Consider the following 19,552-nt stretch of genomic DNA (forward strand, 5'->3'; position numbering starts at 1 on the left):
TCCCGCGAGATCGGCCGTCTTCGCTGTTCAGAGCCGGTGCGTCAAGATCTTCGTCCCGAGTTTTCCCGCCTTGACATGGAGACGGCGGCGATCAGGGCCGGGTCGGCGAAACTGAGCCGCGTTCCGGAGAACCAGAAAGAAGGAAGCCCCGTATGAGACGCCTCCCGGCAGTGGTGGCCGCCGTACTGACCGCAGTACTCGCGACGCTGCTCTCCTCCCCCACCGCGCAGGCGGCCGACTGGCCCGTCGTCGGCAGCGGCAGCACGGGCCCGAACGTGACCGCCGTACAACACCTGCTCACCGCGCAGGGCTACAGCACCGCGGCGGATGGCGTCTTCGGCAGCGGCACGACGGCCGAGGTCAAGAGCTTCCAGAGCGACCAGGGCCTCACCGCCGACGGATACGTCGGCTCGGACACCTGGCCCGAGCTGGTCGTCACCGTCTCCAGCGGCCACACCGGCAGCGCGGTGAAGGCCGCGCAGGTGCTGCTCAACAAGTACGGCTACGACCTGGCCGTGGACGGCGACTTCGGCCCCGGCACCGACTCGGCCACCCGGGACTTCCAGTCCGACCAGGGGCTGGCCGTGGACGGGATCGTCGGCCCGAACACCTGGCGCGCCCTGACCTCCGGATCCGGCTCCGGCGGCACGGACGAGAAGCTGACACACGCGCAGGCGGCCGCCATGTTCCAGAGCGCGGGCATCTCCTGGTCCTCCTCCGGCAACTGCTCGGACCGCTACAACAGCAGCTGCACCTCGTTCGACCAGCTCCGCCGTACCAGCGCCGACGGCATCATCGCGCTCAAGCGGGCGAGCGGCTGCACGGTCCACATCACCGGCGGCACCGAGACCGGCCACGCCAGCGGCACCTACAGCCACTGGAACGGCTACAAGATCGACTTCGCTCCGTACTCGTGCGTCAGCAACTACGTCACCGGGACGTTCACCTACCTCGGCAAGCGCTCCGACGGCGCCGCGCTGTACGAGTCCGGCTCCGGCAACGTCTACGCCCACGAGGGCAGCCACTGGGACGCCACGTACTACTGAGGAACCGGGGGTGGCCACGGGCTCACGGCACCGGGGCCACCCCCGTCCTCGGCGCCGCCTTCCGGTGAGAGCGGGTCAGCCGTCGCGCACGGACTCGTCCTCGGGCTCCACCGGAAGCGGCGACGCCCCGCCCTGGCTCGTGCAGATCTCGCGCCCGTCCAGCAGCTCCGCACAGGCCCGGACCGCCGCCGGGTACGGGGCCTCCACCATCGGCGAGTAGGTGTCGCTGTCGTAGCTGATCGCCCGCTCCTGCGTCCCCCCGTCCGGACCGATGACGCGCGCGACGTCCCCAACCTGCGCATCGGTGACCCGGGCCCACGCGGCACGACAGGCGGGGCTCCAGCGCAACTCCACGTAGGCGCCGTCGACCTCCTCGGCCGCCGCCGTCCAGACACCGATGTGGCAGCCGAGCCGCTGCGGGTCCTTCGACCGGCACTCGAAGTCGGTACAGCCGGGGAGTTGCAGGTCCCCGGCCTGCGCGGCCTCACTGCTCCCCGTGGGCAGCCAGCCCGCCACGAACCCGGCGGCGAAGCTGAGGGCGGCGACGCCGCCGACCACGGCGGCCCAGGGCCACCGGCGCCGCCGGGCCGTCGCCGGCGTGCCGGGCGGCGCTTCCGCTTCCGCTTCCGCTTCCGCTTCCGCTTCCGCTTCCCAAGCCTGAGCCGATGTCACCGCCGCGTCTCCGGACCGCCCCGCGCCCCGCGTCTGGGCCAGGGCTTCGTCCCGCGTCTCGGCCGGAGCGTCACCCCGCCCGTCCCCCGGCACCTCAGCCTGCGCGCCGCCGCGCCCGCCGCCGCTCTCGCCCTCGGGCCATTCCTGGTCCCCGTGTTCGGCCCCGGCGTCGGCGGACCGTTCCGCCAGAGCACGCAGAGCCAGCAGCGACTCCGGGGGGACCCCGGTGGCGTCGGCGAACGCGGTCACGGCCTGCTCGGGCGGCAGGGCCTTGGCGTTGAGGTAACGCTCCCAGGACGACTTGCTGTAGCTGGTGCGGCGAGCCAGGGCCGCGAGGGTCAGACCGCTGGCCTTGCGCAGCCTCCGCAGTTCCCATGACAGTTCCGGCGCCACCGTGCGCGCACTCCGGCGCTCCGTCCCCATGCTCCCACCTTCGCGTATCGCTCCGGCATGCGTGACAACAATACTCTGCCTCATCACAGGGTCCTGCTATCGCGTCAAACGATTCTCATCCTAGCCACCAGCTCGATCACGCGACCAACCGTGGCGCTCCGACCTCGCCGAGGTCTCACGGCACCGGGAATCCTCGTGCGCCTCCGCGGCCGCTCCGCCGAAGACGACGGGCGCCCCACGCGCGCACCTTGCCCGTACCGACGAGGCACGCACAGGAGCAGGCGCACTCGCCCAGGGCGAGGGCTGACTACCAGCCCGCCTTCTCCAGTTCCGCGAGCCGGTCGAGAACCCGCCGCGAGAGCTCGGCCGATGTCAGGCGGTACGGCGTCCAGCGGTCCCTGGAACCGGGCTTCAGCGACGCGGAGAACCTGAGGCGCCCTCTGCTGTTCGGTTCACCCGCCATCTCACCGAACGCGCGGCTCGGCACCAGCCACGCCGTCATGATCGCGCCGCGCTTCACGTCCACCGCGACGAACAGCATGTCCAGGTCGGAGCGGGCCGTGAAGGTCGGTGATCGCACGTTCGCCAGAAACCGGCCCTCCCGGACCCCCACACCCGTGGACATGCGGGCCTTCACCTGCACCGCCAGCGTCGCCGAACTCCCGCGCCGGTGGAAGACGAGGTCCACGCCCTCGTCGTCGACCAGAGACGTCGAGACGTTCAGCTCCCCCTCGGTCGCGAGGATGCAGGAGGCGGCGACCAGATACTCGGCGGCCACCCCCATGCGTGCCGCGGACGGGCTCTTGTCGAGGTACGCCTCGTCGTCGCTCATGGCGCCGAAGCTACCTGACCCGGTGCGGCTGAACGACCCCATGGCAGGACGCAGTTGACCGGCCGGCGCTCAGCCGCGAAAGGTGGCCGGGCGCTCCGGGGATGCCTCGGCCAGCGCCTTCGCCACGCCCTCGGCACCGGCCCGCAGACCGTAGACCGGGGTGTCGGGCTGCTGGCGCCAGGACGCGTCGATACCCCCGGCGTCCACGGTGTCGAAACCCAGCTCGTCGATGAGCGCCCGCACGGCCGTCTTCGCCGCCTCGTCGTCACCGGCGACGGGCAGGGCCATACGCTCCGGGTCCCCGGCGGGACGGGGCTTGTCGAGGATGTCCTCGGCATAGGTGCCGTTGAACGCCTTCACCACGGGGTGGCCGAGGTGCCGCTCGACCCAGCGGCTCTCCGTGAGCCCCTCGTCCTCGACGGCGCCGATCCGGCCGTCACGCTGCCGCGGGTAGTAGTTGCACGTGTCGAGGACGGCGAAGCCCTCGGCCGCCCCCTCGAAGAGGTTCTTCGGCAGGTCCGGGACGTTCTTGAACGGGATGGTGACGACGACGAGTTCGGCCCCGCGGGCGGCCTCGTCGGCGCGCACGGCGGTGGCACCGGTCTCCCCGGCCAGTGCGGTGAGGGTCTCGGGGCCTCGCGAGTTGGCCACCCGCACCTCATGGCCGAGTGCGGTGAGACGGCGGGTGAGGTTGCCGCCGATGTTGCCGGCGCCGATGATTCCGATCTTCATGTGGGCCTCCAGTGCGCTGCTCGACGTCGAGTGGGACGAAGCGCCGAGGGCCGGGCGCGCGCCCTCGGTGGCCTCAACACCTCCAGACGCGGGTTTCCTTCCCGGCGGGCGACATGCGTCCCTCAGCGGTCGGCGCGGGCCAGGACAGTCGCCCACGGACGGCGACCAGATATTACCCGTAGGTAACTTACCGTACAGTACTGCGCGCGGACCCCCGCACCGCCGGCTGTACGACAGACGGCCACCGCACGACAGACGGGCTGCCGGAACGGACAGCCCGGGCAACGGAAAGGACCCGTCCCCATGGCCGCCCCACATCGGCTTCGCACACTGCTGCTCCCGCTGGCCCTGGTCGTCTCCACGGCCACGCTCGGCACCGGAGCCGCGAAAGCCGTGCCGGAGAACGTTCCGCCCAGGGCCGCGCTCGGCACCACCGAACAACGCCCCACCTGGGCCATCGCCCACCGGGTGCTGACCACGGGCGGGGTGACGGCGGCACTCGCGCACGGGGCCAACGCGCTGGAGATCGACGCCACCGCCTGGCGCGACGGCTGGTGGGCGGACCACGACGGCACCCTCACCAGCTACGGCGACAGCATGACGGACATGTTCGACCAGGTGACCGAGGAGCACGGTGCCGGACGTCACGTCTCCTTCGTCTGGCTGGACATCAAGAACCCCGACTGGTGCGACAGCGACGACCCCGAGTGGCGCCACTGCTCCGTCGCCGCGCTGCGGGACCTGGCCCGCGAGAAGCTGGAGAGCGCGGGCATCCGCGTGCTCTACGGCTTCTACGGCAAGGAGGGCGGCGCTGGCTGGAAGGAGGCTCTCGGCGATCTGAACCCCAGGGAAGCCGTCAGCTTCAGCGGCGACTACCCGGAGGTCCGGGACGGCTTCGCCGAGCACGGTCCGAACGTCCCCGCCGACCAGCGGGTGATGGACAGCGGCCTGTTCGCCATGGCGCTGAAGTTCGACGACATCCGGGAAGCGCTGGAGTCGGGCGGCCGGGCGCGGGACGCCGGGGAGCTCGCGCGGACCGTCGGCTGGACGGTGGGCGAGGGGGACGGCGAGCGCGCGGCCGTCCTGCTCGACACCGCCGACGGGAAGGCCGCCGTGGACGGCCTGATCTACGGCAGGCGGCTGTCGTGCTACCCGGACGGCGACAGCGGACTGAGGGGCTGCGGCACCGACGACAGCGGAGTGCGGGAGTCGCTCTCGTACATCACGGACTTCGTGGACGCCCACCCGGACACCCGCCGCATGGCCACCCCGCAGGACATCCCCTTCGGCGGCTGACGCGGACGCGCCTCGCCGGGTCGCCCGGGGCCGGGCCGGGCGACCCGAGGGCTCGTCCCGGCGCGCCCCCGCGCACCCCGCCCTCCGCCCCGGCCGCTTCCGTCGCGCATCGGCCCGGCCGCGCCGGGAACGGGACGCTGCGGAGTCACTCCTCGCGTTCGGCCTCCCGCGCGGCCACCTCGCGCTCGTGCGCGGACACCGCGGTGAGCGCCGCCGCCCGGTAGATCTCCTCCACCAGCTCCCGCGCCCTGTTCTCGTCGATCCCCTCGCCGAGATCCATGACTCGGCGGGTCCAGTCGTCAGTGCGGTCGTTCATACGGCCATCGTGCCCGCATGTCATCGGCCGGGCCATCCGGCCCGGCGCCGTGCCCTTCGGGGCGGCTCGCTCGTTGGGCCCGGCACACGGCTCCCGGCCGGAGCCGGGGAGCGGGGAGTGGGGCGGGTGGGACTCGAACCCACGGCCGACGGATTATGAGTCCGCTGCTCTAACCGGCTGAGCTACCGCCCCGTTCGGCGCGTCGAGGGCTCCCGTACGCGCCGTCTGCCGCAGCATAGCTCCTTATACGATCTCCCGCCCGGAGTGGGCCGCGGCCTTCGGCGAGGGAGACGACGATCACGCGGCGGGCGGTTCCAGACCCGCCGGTGGTCACCAAAAAGGGCCCCGTACGGGGCCCTTCGTGTGGTGCGCTCCCCCGACTGGACTCGAACCAGTAACCTGCCGGTTAACAGCCGGCTGCTCTGCCAATTGAGCTACAGGGGACTGCCCTGCTCGGGTCCACCCGCCGTTCTCCGGGGGCGCTCCCTCGCTGCGAGCAATACATTAGCGCATGCCAGGGCCTGGTTTGAAATCGGTATGCGCACCCGGTGCGGGCACCCTGGGCAGTGAGCGATGAACACCGACGGAAGGGTTGCCGAGCATGCGGTACCGACTGACGTTCCTGACCGGCCTCGCGATCGGCTACGTGGCCGGGTCGAGGGCCGGGCGTGAGCGGTATGAACAGCTCCGGAACGCGGCCCAGCGGTTCGCCGAGAACCCGGCCGTGCGGAACACCTTCGAGGCCGCCGCGGTGAGCGGCCGGGACGCGGCCGGCCGGGCGGCCGACCGCATGGGCGACCGCCTACCGCACTCGGTGAGCGAGCGGATGCGGGCGATGTCGGGCGGCCGGGGTCCGGGCGGCGCAGGCGGTGAGGCCGACGACTGGGGAACCAGCAACACCTGAGGGCGGCGGTGCGGGGCCGGGCCGCGGCCCCGCACCACGGCTCAGGCGGAGGGCAGGTCGGTCAGGGGCGTGGCCGGGTCGGCGAGGCGCTGGGCGTCCACGGGGCGGCCGGAGCGGATGAGCGCCTGGACGGGCTCGACAACGTCCCACACGTTGACGTTGAGCCCGGCCAGGACCCGGTTCTCGCGCAGCCAGAAGGCGATGAACTCGCGCTTGCCGACGTCGCCGCGGCAGACCACCTGGTCGTAGGTGCCGGGCGGAGCCCAGCCGCTGTACTCCAGGCCGAGGTCGTACTGGTCGGAGAAGAAGTAGGGGATGCGGTCGTAGACGACGTCCTGGCCGAGCATGGCGCGGGCGGCGGCGGGCCCGCTGTGCAGGGCGTTCGCCCAGTGCTCGACGCGCAGCCGGGCGTCGAGCAGCGGGTGCTGGACGGCGGCGGCGTCCCCGGCGGCGTGGACGGCCGGGTCGGAGGTGCGCAGGGCGGCGTCGACGGCGATGCCGCCGGTCACCGGGTCGAGCTCCAGCCCCGCCGCGTCGGCCAGGGCCGTGCGCGGGGCCGCGCCGATGGCGGCCAGGACACCGTGGGCGGGGTACTCCTCTCCGTCACCCGTGCGGACGGCGAGGACCTGCCCGTCGGCGCCGACGATCTCGGTGAGGGAGGCGCCGAAGACGAGGCGCACGCCGTTCTCTCGGTGGAGGTCGGCGAAGAGGGCGCCCAGTTCGGGGCCGAGGACGCGGTGCAGGGGCGCGGGATCGCGCTCGATGACGGTGACCTCGGCGCCGTAGCTGCGGGCCGCGGCGGCGACCTCCAGGCCGATCCAGCCGGCTCCGGCGATCACGAGGTGGCCGTTCTCCCGGCCGAGCCGGGTGAGCATGCCGCGGAGCTGGTCGGCGTGGGCGAGCCGCCGCAGGTGGTGGACGCCGGCGAGGTCGGTGCCGGGGATGTCCAGGCGGCGGGGCTCGGCGCCGGTGGCCAGGAGCAGCTTGTCGTAGCGCAGGACGGTGCCGTCGCCCAGCCGGACGGACCGGGTGTCGCGGTCGATGTGGACGGCGGGCTGGCCGAGGTGCAGCTCGATCTCGGCGCGGGCGTACCAGGCGGGCTCGTGGACGAGGAGTCCTGAGCGTTCCTCGGTCCCGAGGAGGTACCCCTTGGAGAGCGGGGGGCGCTCGTAGGGGTGGTCGCGTTCGTCGCCGATCAGTATGACGCGGCCGGTGAACCCCTCCGACCGCAGTGTCTGCGCGGCCTTGGCTCCCGCCAAGCCGCCCCCGATGATGACGAACGTCTCGTTCGCGTCCACCACGTTGGTGCCTCCTCGCTGCCGTCCGGTCGCCCCCCGGAAGGTTCACCTGGGAGCGTCCCGCATCACCGCGAACACGGGAAGGGCGCACACCTATTGTGCGGACCTGCCGGTCTGTGCTGGGGCGACCGTCAGGTCGCCGGGCGTGTTCGTCCGACGGGCACGGCGGTGTGGCTTCCGGTGCGGGTGAGCCGGGCGTGCAGGTCACGGGCGGAGCGATCGGTCAGGCAGGCGATCTGGTCGACGACGGTCCGTACCCGCGCGGCGTCGTCGGACGCGCGGGCGTACAGGGCGCGGAACTGCGGGTCGAGACCGTCGGGGGCGCGCAGGATGAGCACCTCGGCCAGCTCGGCGAGGACGACGCGCTGGTCAGCGCGGAGCCGGGCCTGGTCGGGGCGCTGCATGACGTAGCGGTCGGCGACGGCCTTGAGGACGGCGCACTCCAGCCGGGCGTCGGGCGGGACGACGAGGTCGGCGGCGTGACGGCTGAGGGGCCCGGGGCCGTGGGCGGCGCGGGTGGCGTGCTCGGCGGCGAGGCAGAAGCGTCCGATGAGCTGGCTGGTGGCGTCCTTGAGCCGGGCCTGGGCGGTGGCGGTGCCGTCGTAGCCGTGCGGCCACCACTCCTGGTCGAGGAGCCGGTCGAGGGCCTCGGCCAGTTCGGCGTCCTCGGTGCCGGCGGGGGCGTAGCGGCCGCGGGCGACGGTGAAGATCTCCCGCCGTTCGGGCTCGGCGAGCAGCAGGTTGGGGTCGAGGTGGCCGGCGTGGAGACCGTCCTCGACGTCGTGGACGGAGTAGGCGACGTCGTCGGACCAGTCCATGACCTGGGCCTCGAAGCACGCGTGGTGGGCCGGGGCGCCGGCGCGGAACCAGTCGAAGACGGGAAGGTCGTCGGCGTAGACACCGAACTTGGGCGAGGCGGGGTCGGCGGGGTGGCCGCCCTGTGGCCAGGGGTACTTGGTGGCGGCGTCGAGGGCGGCGCGGGTGAGGTTGAGGCCGACGGGCACACCGTCGGCGGAGAACCGTTTGGGCTCCAGCCGGGACAGCAGCCGCAAAGACTGGGCGTTGCCCTCGAAGCCGCCGCAGGGCTCGGCGATCTCCGCGAGGACCTGTTCGCCGTTGTGCCCGAACGGCGGGTGGCCGAGGTCGTGGGCCAGACAGGCGACCTCGACGAGGTCCGGGTCGCAGCCGAGGGCCGCGCCGAGCTCCCGGCCGACCTGGGCGCACTCCAGGGAGTGCGTGAGCCGGGTGCGGGGTGTGGCGTCCCAGGCGTGCTCACTGCCGCCGGGCGCGACGACCTGCGTCTTGCCGGCGAGGCGGCGCAGCGCCGCGGAGTGCAGGACGCGGGCTCGGTCGCGCTGGAAGGCGGTGCGGCCGGGCCGCTTGTCGGGCTCGGGCTCCCAGCGCTCGGTGTCGGCCGCGTCGTACGTCCGGTACGTGCCGTGCATACCCCGACGGTATCCCGGCCCCGGGTCCCGGGCCGCGCGTCCCGCGCTTGGGAGGTCTGCGCCAAAGGCGCAGGGCTGGCAAGCGCAGCCCCCGGCACCGGGGCCTGCCTTGGTCGGGGGTGCCCCTGCCCGCGCGTCGCAGACCGCGGGCACGTTGTGGCCTGCCGCGCGTTCCCCGCGCCCCTCGGGCGCTAGGCGGCGTGCGGGACGGTGGCCGGGAGTCGGCCGGCGGGGGCCGCGGCGAGGGCACGGCGGCCCTCGTCGTAGCGGTGGAGGACGAGACGGGCCAGCGCCGGGTGGGCGCCCAGCGGATCGGCGGCCGGTACCCGGGAACCGGCCTCGCGGGCGCTGCGGGTGGCGAAGAAGCCGGGGGCGGTGAAGTAGGAGGCCAGCGCGATACGGCGGTGACCGGCCGCGCGGAGGGCGGCGAGGGCCTGCGGCACGGTGGGGGCGGCGGCGCAGGCGTAGGCGCTCAGGACCGGGGTCCCGCCCAGGCGGCGGGAGAGCAGGGCGGCGGTACGGTCGGCGTCGACGGCGGAGCGGGGGTCGCGCGAGCCGGCGGCGGCGAGGAGAACGGCGTCGGGCCCCGCACGGCCCGGGAGCGGCGTGCCGGTCAGCCGCTCGGCGAGCCGGGCGTGCAGCGCTTCGGCGAGGAGCGGGTGCGGGCCGAGGGGCGCCGCCTGGGCGATCCGCAGGTGGGGGGCCGCGGCGGCGGCCTCGGGGAGGTCGTGGTGGACGTGGTAGCCGCGGCCGAGGAGCAGCGGGACGAGGACGGCGCGGCCGGGGGCGTGCTCCGCGAGGGTGTCGGCGAGCAGCGGCGCGTTGAGCTCGATGTGGCCCAGCTCGACACGCAGCCCGGGCCGCTGGGCGCGGACCTCGGCCAGCAGGGCGCGGACGGTGGCGAGGGCTCGCGGGTCGCGAGAGCCGTGGGCGACGGCGACGAGGGTGGGGTCCTGCTGGCGGCGGGCGCGGTGCGGCGCGGCGGCGCCGCGGTCCGGGGCGGCCAGGCGGCTCGCGGCGAGGAAGCGGGTGGGGTGGGGTCGTGCCGTCATGCTCCGCAAGTCTCGCCGGAGGCCGTTGCCGGGCGGTTGCGCCGGGGAAACGGCCGGTTGCGTCACCCTCACAGCGCCCGCGCTCCGGACGGGAGCGGCTTGTTACCAGGGCGGTAACACGACGGGGGCGGGGAGGAAACACAGCCGACGCACGATGGCGCCATGAACGCAACGCCCGTCACGCAGCCCGCCTCGCCGCCCCGGGAGCCCGCCTGGACCCACTGCCCGTACTGCTCCCTGCAGTGCGGGATGGGGCTGAGGCGTACCGATGCCCCGGAGACGTCGGGGCTGCCGGGGCTGGAGGTCACGGAGCGTACCGCGTTCCCCGTGAACCGGGGCGCCCTGTGCGGCAAGGGCAGGACGGCCACCGAGGTACTGGCCGCCGGGACGCGGCTGACCGAGCCGCTGATGCGCCGCTCCCCCGGCGGGCCGCTGGAGCCCGCGGGCTGGGACGAGGCGCTGGACCGGATCGCCGGGGAGCTGGTCCGGGTGCGGGAGGCGCACGGGCCGGACGCGTCCGCGATCTTCGGCGGCGGCGGGCTCACCAACGAGAAGGCCTATCTGCTGGGCAAGTTCGCCCGGCTGGTGCTCGGCACCTCGCAGATCGACTACAACGGCCGGTTCTGCATGTCCTCGGCGGCGGCGGCCGGCATCCGGGCGTTCGGGCTGGACCGCGGGCTGCCGTTCCCGATGGAGGACATCGCCACGTCCGGCTGCGTCATCCTCGTGGGCTCGAACCCGGCCGAGACGATGCCGCCCGCGCTGCGCTACTTCACCGAGCTGCGCGAGAACGGCGGCAAGCTGATCGTCGTCGACCCGCGCCGGACCCGCACCGCCGAGCAGGCCGATCTGCACCTCGCCCCGCGCCCCGGCACGGACCTGGCGCTGGCCCTGGGCATGCTGCACCTCGTCGTCGCGGAGGGGAGGACGGACGAGGAGTACGTCGCGGCGCGCACCACGGGCTGGGACGAGGCCCGGGCGGCGGCCATGGCGCACTGGCCGGAGCTGGTGGAGCGGATCACCGGGGTGCCGGTGCCGCAGCTGCGGGAGGCGGTGGCCCACTTCTGCGACGCCGAGTCCGCGATGGTGCTGACGGCGCGCGGGCCCGAGCAGCAGGCCAAGGGCACCGACACGGTGGGCGCCTGGATCAACCTGACGCTGGCCACCGGCCGGGCGGGCCGGCCGCACTCCGGCTACGGGTGCCTGACCGGCCAGGGCAACGGGCAGGGCGGCCGGGAGCACGGGCAGAAGGCGGACCAGCTGCCCGGCTACCGGATGCTGACGGATCCGGAGGCGCGGGCGCACGTGGCGGGGGTGTGGGGTGTGGACCCGGACACGCTGCCCGGCCCGGGCCGCAGCGCCTACGAGCTGCTCGACGCCCTCGGCCGGGATGTGCGCTCGCTGCTGGTGCTGGCCTCCAACCCGGTCGTCTCGGCGCCGCGTGCCGCGCACGTGGAGGAGCGGCTGCGGTCGCTGGACTTCCTCGCCGTGTGCGACGTCGTGCTCTCCGAGACGGCCGCTCTCGCGGACGTCGTCCTGCCGGTGACGCAGTGGGCCGAGGAGGGGGGCACGCTCACCAACCTGGAGGGCCGGGTGCTGCTGCGCCGCAAGGCGCTGGACCCGCCGCCCGGGGTGCGCTCGGACCTGTCGGTGCTGAACGCGCTGGCCGCCCGGCTCGGCTGGGAGAAGGGCTTCCCGGAGGACCCGGAGGAGGTGTTCGACGAGCTGCGCCGCGCCTCGGCGGGCGGCAAGGCCGACTACTCGGGGATCACCTACCGCCGCATCGCGGAGGAGGACGGCGTCTTCTGGCCCTGCCCGGCGCCGGAGGAGGGTGGTGCGCCGCACCCCGGCACGCCCCGGCTCTTCCTCGACCGGTTCGCGACCCCCGACGGCCGCGCCCGGTTCGTGCCCGTCACGCACCGGCCCTCGGCCGAGGAGCCGGACGCGGAGTACCCGGTGCTGCTGACGACGGGCCGGGTGCTGGCCCAGTACCAGTCGGGGGCGCAGACGCGCCGGGTCGCGGAGCTGAACTCCGCGGCGCCGGGCCCGTTCGTGCAGCTCCACCCACAGCTGGCGGAGCGGCACGGGATCAGCGAGGGGGACACCGTCGCCGTCACCTCCCGCCGGGGGCGGGCACTGGCCCCGGCCCGGGTGACGCGGGACATCCGCCCGGACACGGTGTTCATGCCGTTCCACTGGCCGGGGCAGGGCCGGGCGAACTCCCTCACCAACCCGGCGCTGGACCCGACGTCCCGGATGCCGGAGTTCAAGGTCTGCGCCGTCCGCGTGGAGCGGGCGACGCGGTGAGGCCCCCGGCCGGGCACGGGGGCCCGGCCGGGTTCACAGCTCGATCTCGGGCAGCTCACCGAACTCGGGCAGCATCGCCAGGTCCGGCAGCTGGCCGTCGGCGAGCTGCTGCTCCGTCCAGACGACCTTGCCGGTGGGCGTGTAGCGGGTGCCCCAGCGCTGGGCGAGCTGGGCCACGAGGAACAGGCCGCGCCCGCCCTCGTCCGTGATGGCCGCGCGGCGCAGGTGCGGGGAGGTGCTGCTGCCGTCGGACACCTCGCAGATGAGCGTGCGCTCGTACAGCAGCCGGACGTGGATCGGCTCGGTGCCGTAGCGGATCGCGTTGGTGATCAGCTCGCTGAGGACGAGTTCCGTGGTGAAGGTGATCTCGTCCAGGCCCCAGGCCGTGAGCTGGCGGCTGCACGCGCTGCGGACGGTGGCGACGGCGGCCGGGTCCATCGGCACGTCCCAGTCGGCGATGCGGGTGCGGTCCAGCAGCCGGGTGCGGGCCACGAGCAGCGCGATGTCGTCGCGGCGGTGCATGGGCAGCATGCTGCCGAACACCGCCTCGCAGGTCTCCTCGGGCGAGGCGTCGGGGGCGCGGAGCAGGGTCTGGCGCAGCAGGTCCAGGCCGGCGTCGATGTCGCGGTCCCGGTGCTCGACGAGGCCGTCGGTGTAGAGGACGAGCCGGCTGCCCTCGGGCAGGTGCAGTTCCGCGGACTCGAACGGCAGGCCGCCCAGGCCGAGCGGCGGGGCGATGGGAACCTCGGGGAACTCCACGGTGCCGTCGGGGAGGACGAGGGCGGGCGCGAGGTGCCCGGCCCGGGAGAGGCGGCAGTGCCCGGCGACCGGGTCGTAGACGGCGTACAGGCAGGTGGCGCCGGTGATGCCCTCGCCTTCGGGCTCGTCCAGGTCGATGCGGCTGACCAGCTCGTCGAGGTAGGCGAGGAGCTCGTCGGGGGGCAGGTCGAGGGTGGAGAAGTTGTGCACGGCGGTGCGCAGCCGTCCCATCGTGGCCGCGGCGTGCAGCCCGTGCCCGACGACGTCGCCGACGACGAGGGCGACGCGGGCGCCGGGCAGCGGGATGACGTCGAACCAGTCGCCGCCCACCCGGGCCTGCGCGGGAAGGTAGCGGTAGGCGACGTCCAGGGCGCTCTGGTGTGGCAGCGCGTGCGGCAGCAGGCTGCGCTGAAGCGTTTCCGCCATGGCGTGCTCGCGCGTGAACCGGCGCGCGTTGTCTATCGCGACGGCGGCCCGGGCGGCCAGCTCCTCGGCGAAGGAGAGATCCTCCTCCCCGAACGGCTCGGACCCCGCGGCGCGCCAGAAGTTGGTCATGCCCAGGATCACCCCGCGGGCCTGGAGCGGCGCGGTCACCAGTGAGTGGACTCCGTAGGCCAGGGCGTTGCTCGCGCCGGCCGGGTCCTGGGCCCGCCAGGCTTCCGCCACCGTCAGATCGGCCTCCAGCACGGCGTGCCCGCCGGACAGGGCCGCCGCCATGGGGGTGTGCGTGGCGACGAACGCGATCGGGTCGCCGACGGGCTGGAAGGGGTGGTCGTCCGCGATCCCGCTCAGCGCCGAGCGGCGCATCTCCGTGGTCTGCCCCGTCGGCTCCTCGCCGCGCGGCACCGGCTCCAGCAGCTCGACGGTGACGAAGTCGGCGAACCGCGGGACGGCGACGTCGGCGAGCTCCTCGGCCGTGCGGACGACGTCCAGCGTCGTGCCGATCCGCACCCCGGCGTCGTAGAGGATGCGCAGCCGCTCCCGAGCCACCTCCGCCGTCCCGGCCAGGGCGCTCAGCTCCGTGGTGTCGCGCAGGGTGGCCACCCGCCCGGGCTGGCCACCGAAGGGGGCCGTGGGCCGGGTGTTGACGGCGACCAGCCGGTCCCCGGACAGGTGCACCTCGTCCGTCACGGAGCGGTCCGAGGCCAGCAGCTCGGCGGTGGCGTCGTTGAGCCCCAGCTCGGTGACGGGGCGCCCCTCGGCGTCGTCGGGCAGCTCCAGCAGCCTGCGTGCCTCGTCGTTGGCGAGCACGAGACGGCCGTCGCCGCTGACGATGACCACACCCTCCCGGACGGCGTGCAGCACGGCGTCGTGGTGTTCGTACATCCGGGTCATCTCGGAGGGCCCGATCCCCCGCGTCAGCCTGCGCAGCCTGCGGTTCACCAGCGCCGCGCTGCCGATGGCCAGGACGAGGGCCACGCCGCCGGAGATGAGGATGAGGGGCAGCTGGCCCTGCACCGACTCACCGACCGTGTCGATCTCCACACCGGCCGAGACGATCCCGATCACCAGCCCCCGGTCGTCGGTGACGGGGACGACGGCCCGGGCCGCGTCGCTCGGGTCGCCCCGGAAGATCTCGGTGAACGCCTCCCCCTCGGCGGCCCGCTCGATCCCCTGCGTCCGGGTGCCGATGAGGTCCGGGTCGGTGTCGGCGTACCGCAGCCCGTCGGTCGAGAGCACGGTGATGAAGTCGACCCCGGTGTCCCACTCGGATGCCTGCACCCGGGGCTGGAGCACGCTCGTCGGGTCCTGCGACTCCAGTGCCTCCACGATGCCCGGCGCGTGCGCGAACGCCGCGGCGGCGGCCCGCGACCGCCGCTGCGCGTCGTGCTCGGTGTCGTTGCGGGCCTGTAGGACGACCGCGACGACCGCCGCGGAGATCAGCACCACGGCGACGAGGATCTGGAAGAACAGGACCTGGCCCGCGACGCTGCGCCCGCGCAGCTTCCACCACCGGCCTGCGCCCTCCCTCCCGGCGGCCAGGCCGGCGAGCACTCGGCCTGTGCCACGCCTCCGTGGAGCAGAACGCCCAGGCATACCCCATTTCTAGCACCAGATCCGACCCCCCGACTCCTGGAGCGGGCGGGCGACGTGAGCCATACGGGCGGCGCCCGCGCTACTCGCAGCCGATGCCGTCGCCGTCCGCGTCGAGGCGGTGAGGGTCGCCGGGGCCGACGAGGACGGGACCGTCGATGTCGGCGCAGTCGAGATCAGGGCCTGGCGGCGGACCCGGCGGCAGCCCGGGTTCACCCGGTTCGGGCTCGGCGGGGTCGGGCTCGGCGGGGTCGGGCTCAGCCGGCTCTCGCGGGGTCGGTACGGGCTCCTCCTCGGGGGGCGGCTGCTCCGCCGCGCAGGCGGACCACAGTCCGGACTTCGCCGTCTCGGCCTCGTCGCCCGCCTTCCTGATCTCGGGCCAGCGCGCGTCGTTCGGCGGGTACAGCTCGGCTTCCGCATGGCCGCTGCGGGCGATCTCCGCGTTCACGAACTCGTCGTCCTCGTTCCAGACGTAGAGCAGGTAGCGGTCGTACCCGTCCTTCAACTCGGCGTCGCGCTCTATGCGGACGCCGGTGCCGACCGGGACGAGTTCTTCGAGCCGCTCGGTCGCCTCGTCGCCGTAGCAGGCACGGACCTCGGGAGCGTCGACGGCGAGCAACCGGACCGTCACTCGCTCGCCCTCGGGAAGGACCTCACCCGTGCCGGTGACGTGCAGGGTGTCGCCGTCCACGATGCGCTCGACCACCGCGTCGGCCCCGCCGCCCGGCTCCCCGGTGCCGTCGCCGGTGTCGCCTTCGCGGGGCTCGTCGGGGACGGACGCGTCGGGCCGCGGCTCCTCGGATCCGCCAGGCTCCGCCTCCTCGGATTCGTCAGGCTCCGCCTCCTCGGATTCGTCAGCCGGAGACTCCTGCCGCCCGGGCTCCTCCCCCGTGCCGTCCCGCTCCTGCTGCGTTCGCCGCTCGGTCTGCGGCGCACCGTCGGTTTCCGCGACGGGCGGATCGGGCCGGGGCTGGCCGCCCGTCCCGGCGAGGCTGGCCACGAGGGCGACGGCGAGTACCACGGCCAGCGCCGCCACCGCGCCGTAGACCCAGGCCGGAACCCTTCGCCAGGACCACCGCGGCCGCGACCCGGACGGGTCCCGCCGCCAGCCCTGCGGATCGGGTCGATAGGGGGAGGCCATATGCGTCACCATCCCGCCACTGAGAGTTGCAGACGCAATCCTCCTTGATGTCAATGCTAGTAACCCCCGTGCTAATACTCGTCGGTAATAATTCCCGTAATCAAAATTAGATAGGCAACTACCTTGCGGTAACAAAGAGCGGCGTGCCAGATTCCGCATGCCACCCGGCCGGGAGCACCCCCCATCCGCCTGCCAGGTGTCGGCCGCACGGCCGGCACGGCCCAACGCAGGAGTACCACCGTGTCCGGAATCCGCAGCACCACCAGCACGCCCAAGCCGCCCAGCAGACGCCGGCGGCTCGCCGCCGCCGCCCTCGCCCTCCCGCTCGCGTTCGCCGGGCTGACGACGCTGGGCGCAGGACCCTCCGCCGCCAGCTCCGGTTCCGGGCCGACCGCGCTCGTCTCGATGGGCGACAGCTACATCTCCGGTGAGGCGGGCCGCTGGAAGGGCAACAGCCTCGACAACTACGGCAGCCGGGACGGCACGGACCGCGCCTGGACGGGCAGCTCCTACAAGAAGTCCCTCGTCTACGGGAACACCGCGCTCAACGGCTGCCACCGCTCCGACTCCGCCGAGGTCAAGAGCGCCACCGGCACCACGCAGGCCCTGATCAACCTCGCCTGCTCCGGGGCCACCACGGAGAACGTCTTCCGGTCCTCGAACGGCGGCGTGGCCTACAAGGGCGAGGCGCCGCAGGCCGACCAGCTCGCCGCGGTCGCCGCCGCCTACGACGTGGAGACCATCGCCCTGTCGATCGGCGGCAACGACCTGGGCTTCGCGGACATCATCACGAACTGCGCCACCGACTACATCATCTGGTGGTCCTACTGCCACGACGACCAGCAGCAGGTCGTCGACTCCAAGATCGACGGCGTCATGGCGGACGTCACCAAGGCCGTGGAGGAGATCCGCGCCGTGATGTCGGAGGCGGGCTACGCCTCTTCGGACTACGAGATCGTCCTCCAGTCCTACCCCTCGCCGATCCCGCGCGGTGCCGAGAACCGCTACGCGCAGAGCGGTTGGTCGCGGACCAACACCGGCGGCTGCCCGTTCTGGGACAAGGACTCCGACTGGGCGCGCGACTCGCTGGTGCCGCAGATCGCCGACCGCCTCCACGGCGTGGCGACGGCGACGGGCACCCGGTTCCTGGACCTCAGGGACATGCTCCAGGGCCGGGAGGTCTGTGCCCAGGACAGCTCCCAGGTCACCGACGCACAGGCCCCCTCTGATCGGACGAGCGAGTGGGCGCGCTGGATCGACAGCCAGTCCACGCAGGGCGACGTGCAGGAGTCGATGCACCCGAACTACTACGGTCAGCTCGCCCTGGGCCGGTGCCTGACCCTCGTCTACGGCTCCACCGGGGACGCCGCCTGCCGCAACACCCCCGGCGAGGGCACCTCGGGGATGTATCTGGCCGGTCTGTCCTGACCCTCCCCAGCCGCGACGGCGCCGGACCCGCCCCCGGGGTCCGGCGCCGTCGCCCGTGAGGTGAGGTGCGCCGCCGCTCAGGCGGGACGCGGGGGCGGGTCCTCGCCGAACACCCAGGGGGCGAGGACGACGAGCCAGCCGTCCGGGTCGGCGAACAGCACCGCCCCGCGCTGCGGCCAGTAGGGGTTCGCGGCCGCCACCGGACGGTGGCCGCGGGCTTCGAGGCGTTCCACGGCGGCGGCCACCGCCTCCGGGCCGCGCAGGTAGAGCACGAGCTGGTTCTCCGGGTGCGGCTCGGGGACGCGGGGCGGGTCGCCGTGCTGGGTGATCTCCATGTGCACCGGGGTGCCGGGCAGGCCGAACACGGCGCCGTCGTATCCGGCGTGCCCGGCGTCGCCGCGCCACGCGGCCAGGACGGGGAGCCCGAGGTCGTCGCGGTAGAAGGCCAGGACGGCCTCGTACGCGGCGGTGGGGCGGGCGAAGCGGACGGCGCCGACGTCGAGGTGGGCGGGCCAGGTAGCGGTCATGGGCCCAGCCTGTCCCGCGCCGAGCGGGCCGCGACAGCGGCCGGGGAACGATCCGCGGCCCGTCTCGGGGCGTAGGACCGGAATCTGACGCACCGTCCGCAGGAGGTCTGGACGGAATCCGCCCGAAGTGTCATGGTCACGCCGTTCGAGTGCGTCCCCCAGCGCAGAGGAGTTCCTCGTGGCACGCAAACGTACGGCGGCACTGCTGGCGGCGGCCCTCGCCGCCGTGACCCTGGGATTCAGCCCGGCGGACGGGCGGCAGCAGCAGCAGCAGCGGGAGGCCGGGTACCTGGTCCTGCTCGACCGGGACGGCGTCCGGGCCTCGGCCGCGGTGCTGGAGCGCTCCGGAGCGGAGATCACCCGGACGTTCGACACCGTGCTGGACGGCCACGCGGTGCGGGCCACCCCGGCGGAGGCCCGCAGACTCGCGGAGCGGGACGGGGTGGCCCGCGTCGTGCCGGACACGCCCGTGCACGCCGCCGGCCACCGCACCGTGCAGGAGAACGCGCCCTGGCACCTGGACCGGCTGGACCAGCGGTGGCTGCCGCTCGACGGCCGGTACGCCCACCCGTCCTCGGCCGGCGCGGGCGTCACGGCGTATGTGCTGGACACGGGGGTGCGGATCACCCACGAGGAGTTCGGCGGCCGCGCGTCCCACGGCACCGACGTGGTGGACGGCGACGCCGTCGCCGAGGACGGCAACGGCCACGGGACCTACCTCGCCGGGCTCATCGCCGGGGAGACGTCCGGCGTGGCGAAGCGGGCCGACGTCGTCGCCGTGCGGGTGCTCAACGACTACGGCGGCGGCACGGTGTCGGGCGTGATCGCGGGCATCGAGTGGGTCGTCGAGCACGCCGAGGGGCCCGCCGTGGTCAACATGAGCCTGGGCGGCGGCCCCAACTTTGCGCTGGACGAGGCCGTCCGTGGCGCCATCGCGGCGGGCATCAGCTTCTCCGTCTCGGCGGGTGGCTCCAACGCGGACGCGAGCGGCTTCTCCCCGGCCCGTGTCACCGAGGCCCTCACCGTCAGCGCGACCGACCGGAACGACGACCGGGCGTCCTTCGCCAACCACGGCGGCGTCGTGGACCTGTTCGCCCCCGGGACGGGCATCACCGGGCCCTGGCACACCTCGGACACCTCGACCGCCACGCTGTCCGGCACCTCCGGCGCCGCCGCCCTGGTGACCGGGGCGGCGGCCCTGGAGCTGGGCGAGCGGCCCGGCGGCGATCCGGCCACGGTGGCCCGGCGCCTGAAGTCGGCCGCCACCCCCGGCGCCGTCGGCACCCCGGGCCCGGACACCACGGACCGGCTGCTGAACGTCACCGGGCTCGGCTGAGCCAGTCCCCCGAGACGATCGGCGTCCCCTCCTG

The 19,552-nt window shown here is 73.9% G+C and carries 16 protein-coding genes, 2 tRNA genes and 1 pseudogene; 7 read left to right on the plus strand and 12 right to left on the minus strand.

Annotation, left to right across the window (positions count from 1 at the left end):
* Positions 1-152: 152 nt before the first annotated feature.
* Positions 153-563, plus strand: a pseudogene (locus tag HPT28_RS26965) (peptidoglycan-binding protein); the annotation flags it as partial.
* 15 nt (positions 564-578) lie between these two features.
* On the plus strand, positions 579-1,046 hold the full coding sequence (locus HPT28_RS26970) for a hypothetical protein (protein WP_374226970.1): 468 nt from the start codon (positions 579-581) through the stop codon (positions 1,044-1,046).
* Between the two features lie 75 nt (positions 1,047-1,121).
* On the opposite strand, the gene HPT28_RS15365 is transcribed toward HPT28_RS26970, so the two are convergent.
* From HPT28_RS15365 to HPT28_RS15375, 3 genes are all read right to left on the minus strand, one after another.
* A complete protein-coding gene (locus tag HPT28_RS15365) occupies positions 1,122-2,141 on the minus strand; it encodes an XRE family transcriptional regulator (RefSeq protein WP_219091643.1) in 1,020 nt (339 codons plus the stop codon).
* Between the two features lie 277 nt (positions 2,142-2,418).
* Complete coding sequence (locus tag HPT28_RS15370) at positions 2,419-2,943, minus strand: hypothetical protein (RefSeq protein WP_219091644.1); 525 nt, start codon at positions 2,941-2,943, stop codon at positions 2,419-2,421.
* 69 nt (positions 2,944-3,012) lie between these two features.
* Positions 3,013-3,675 (minus strand): NADPH-dependent F420 reductase, encoded by a 663-nt coding sequence (locus HPT28_RS15375; RefSeq protein ID WP_219091645.1) that lies wholly within the window; start codon positions 3,673-3,675, stop codon positions 3,013-3,015.
* A 303-nt stretch (positions 3,676-3,978) separates the two neighbouring features.
* On the opposite strand from HPT28_RS15375, the gene HPT28_RS15380 reads away from it, so the two are divergent.
* Entirely contained in the window at positions 3,979-4,971 is a 993-nt protein-coding gene (locus tag HPT28_RS15380) for a phospholipase (RefSeq protein WP_219091646.1), read from the plus strand.
* A gap of 145 nt (positions 4,972-5,116) precedes the next feature.
* Here the strand turns inward: HPT28_RS15380 and HPT28_RS15385 are convergent, their stop codons facing one another.
* From HPT28_RS15385 to HPT28_RS15395, 3 genes are all read right to left on the minus strand, one after another.
* Positions 5,117-5,287 carry a hypothetical protein gene (locus HPT28_RS15385; protein ID WP_219091647.1) on the minus strand — a complete coding sequence of 57 codons (171 nt, stop codon included), beginning with the start codon at positions 5,285-5,287 and terminating at the stop codon, positions 5,117-5,119.
* 118 nt (positions 5,288-5,405) lie between these two features.
* Positions 5,406-5,479 (minus strand) — tRNA-Ile (locus tag HPT28_RS15390).
* 179 nt (positions 5,480-5,658) lie between these two features.
* Positions 5,659-5,731: transfer RNA gene (locus tag HPT28_RS15395), tRNA-Asn, on the minus strand.
* Between the two features lie 157 nt (positions 5,732-5,888).
* Between HPT28_RS15395 and HPT28_RS15400 the strand changes: the two genes are divergently transcribed.
* The gene (locus HPT28_RS15400) at positions 5,889-6,191 is read left to right on the plus strand and encodes a YtxH domain-containing protein (protein ID WP_219091648.1); all 303 of its coding nucleotides are present in this window, start codon (positions 5,889-5,891) and stop codon (positions 6,189-6,191) included.
* A 41-nt stretch (positions 6,192-6,232) separates the two neighbouring features.
* Here the strand turns inward: HPT28_RS15400 and HPT28_RS15405 are convergent, their stop codons facing one another.
* The 3 genes from HPT28_RS15405 to HPT28_RS15415 form a co-directional block, all read right to left on the minus strand.
* Complete coding sequence (locus HPT28_RS15405; protein ID WP_219091649.1) at positions 6,233-7,492, minus strand: FAD-dependent oxidoreductase; 1,260 nt, start codon at positions 7,490-7,492, stop codon at positions 6,233-6,235.
* Between the two features lie 128 nt (positions 7,493-7,620).
* Positions 7,621-8,934 carry a deoxyguanosinetriphosphate triphosphohydrolase gene (locus HPT28_RS15410; RefSeq protein ID WP_219091650.1) on the minus strand — a complete coding sequence of 438 codons (1,314 nt, stop codon included), beginning with the start codon at positions 8,932-8,934 and terminating at the stop codon, positions 7,621-7,623.
* 191 nt (positions 8,935-9,125) lie between these two features.
* Positions 9,126-9,986 carry a sirohydrochlorin chelatase gene (locus HPT28_RS15415; protein WP_219091651.1) on the minus strand — a complete coding sequence of 287 codons (861 nt, stop codon included), beginning with the start codon at positions 9,984-9,986 and terminating at the stop codon, positions 9,126-9,128.
* A gap of 162 nt (positions 9,987-10,148) precedes the next feature.
* On the opposite strand from HPT28_RS15415, the gene HPT28_RS15420 reads away from it, so the two are divergent.
* Positions 10,149-12,293: a molybdopterin oxidoreductase family protein gene (locus tag HPT28_RS15420; RefSeq protein WP_219091652.1), complete on the plus strand. Its 2,145-nt coding sequence runs from the start codon at positions 10,149-10,151 to the stop codon at positions 12,291-12,293.
* Positions 12,294-12,326: 33 nt separating this feature from the next.
* On the opposite strand, the gene HPT28_RS15425 is transcribed toward HPT28_RS15420, so the two are convergent.
* Together HPT28_RS15425 and HPT28_RS15430 are read right to left on the minus strand one after the other, a co-directional pair.
* Positions 12,327-15,089 (minus strand): SpoIIE family protein phosphatase, encoded by a 2,763-nt coding sequence (locus HPT28_RS15425; RefSeq protein ID WP_219091653.1) that lies wholly within the window; start codon positions 15,087-15,089, stop codon positions 12,327-12,329.
* Positions 15,090-15,168: 79 nt separating this feature from the next.
* On the minus strand, positions 15,169-16,227 hold the full coding sequence (locus HPT28_RS15430) for a thermonuclease family protein (protein ID WP_219091654.1): 1,059 nt from the start codon (positions 16,225-16,227) through the stop codon (positions 15,169-15,171).
* A 240-nt stretch (positions 16,228-16,467) separates the two neighbouring features.
* Here HPT28_RS15430 and HPT28_RS15435 point away from each other — a divergent pair, with 240 nt between their 5' ends.
* Positions 16,468-17,655 (plus strand): GDSL-type esterase/lipase family protein, encoded by a 1,188-nt coding sequence (locus HPT28_RS15435; protein WP_308119269.1) that lies wholly within the window; start codon positions 16,468-16,470, stop codon positions 17,653-17,655.
* 77 nt (positions 17,656-17,732) lie between these two features.
* Here the strand turns inward: HPT28_RS15435 and HPT28_RS15440 are convergent, their stop codons facing one another.
* Entirely contained in the window at positions 17,733-18,182 is a 450-nt protein-coding gene (locus HPT28_RS15440; protein WP_219091655.1) for a VOC family protein, read from the minus strand.
* Between the two features lie 178 nt (positions 18,183-18,360).
* On the opposite strand from HPT28_RS15440, the gene HPT28_RS26975 reads away from it, so the two are divergent.
* Positions 18,361-19,518 (plus strand): S8 family peptidase, encoded by a 1,158-nt coding sequence (locus HPT28_RS26975; protein WP_308119271.1) that lies wholly within the window; start codon positions 18,361-18,363, stop codon positions 19,516-19,518.
* Positions 19,519-19,552: the final 34 nt, after the last annotated feature.

The sequence above is a fragment of the Streptomyces sp. JJ38 genome (assembly GCF_019303475.1).
In the GTDB taxonomy this organism is placed as follows: domain Bacteria; phylum Actinomycetota; class Actinomycetes; order Streptomycetales; family Streptomycetaceae; genus Streptomyces.

Coding starts and splice junctions, on each gene's coding strand:
- HPT28_RS15400 (WP_219091648.1), top strand. CDS start 5,889: ATGCGGTACCGACTGACGTTCCTGACCGGCCTCGCGATCGGCTACGTG.
- HPT28_RS15425 (WP_219091653.1), bottom strand. CDS start 15,089: ATGCCTGGGCGTTCTGCTCCACGGAGGCGTGGCACAGGCCGAGTGCTC.
- HPT28_RS15370 (WP_219091644.1), bottom strand. CDS start 2,943: ATGAGCGACGACGAGGCGTACCTCGACAAGAGCCCGTCCGCGGCACGC.
- HPT28_RS15440 (WP_219091655.1), bottom strand. CDS start 18,182: ATGACCGCTACCTGGCCCGCCCACCTCGACGTCGGCGCCGTCCGCTTC.
- HPT28_RS15430 (WP_219091654.1), bottom strand. CDS start 16,227: ATGGCCTCCCCCTATCGACCCGATCCGCAGGGCTGGCGGCGGGACCCG.
- HPT28_RS15385 (WP_219091647.1), bottom strand. CDS start 5,287: ATGAACGACCGCACTGACGACTGGACCCGCCGAGTCATGGATCTCGGC.
- HPT28_RS15410 (WP_219091650.1), bottom strand. CDS start 8,934: ATGCACGGCACGTACCGGACGTACGACGCGGCCGACACCGAGCGCTGG.
- HPT28_RS15365 (WP_219091643.1), bottom strand. CDS start 2,141: ATGGGGACGGAGCGCCGGAGTGCGCGCACGGTGGCGCCGGAACTGTCA.
- HPT28_RS15375 (WP_219091645.1), bottom strand. CDS start 3,675: ATGAAGATCGGAATCATCGGCGCCGGCAACATCGGCGGCAACCTCACC.
- HPT28_RS15420 (WP_219091652.1), top strand. CDS start 10,149: ATGAACGCAACGCCCGTCACGCAGCCCGCCTCGCCGCCCCGGGAGCCC.
- HPT28_RS15380 (WP_219091646.1), top strand. CDS start 3,979: ATGGCCGCCCCACATCGGCTTCGCACACTGCTGCTCCCGCTGGCCCTG.
- HPT28_RS15415 (WP_219091651.1), bottom strand. CDS start 9,986: ATGACGGCACGACCCCACCCCACCCGCTTCCTCGCCGCGAGCCGCCTG.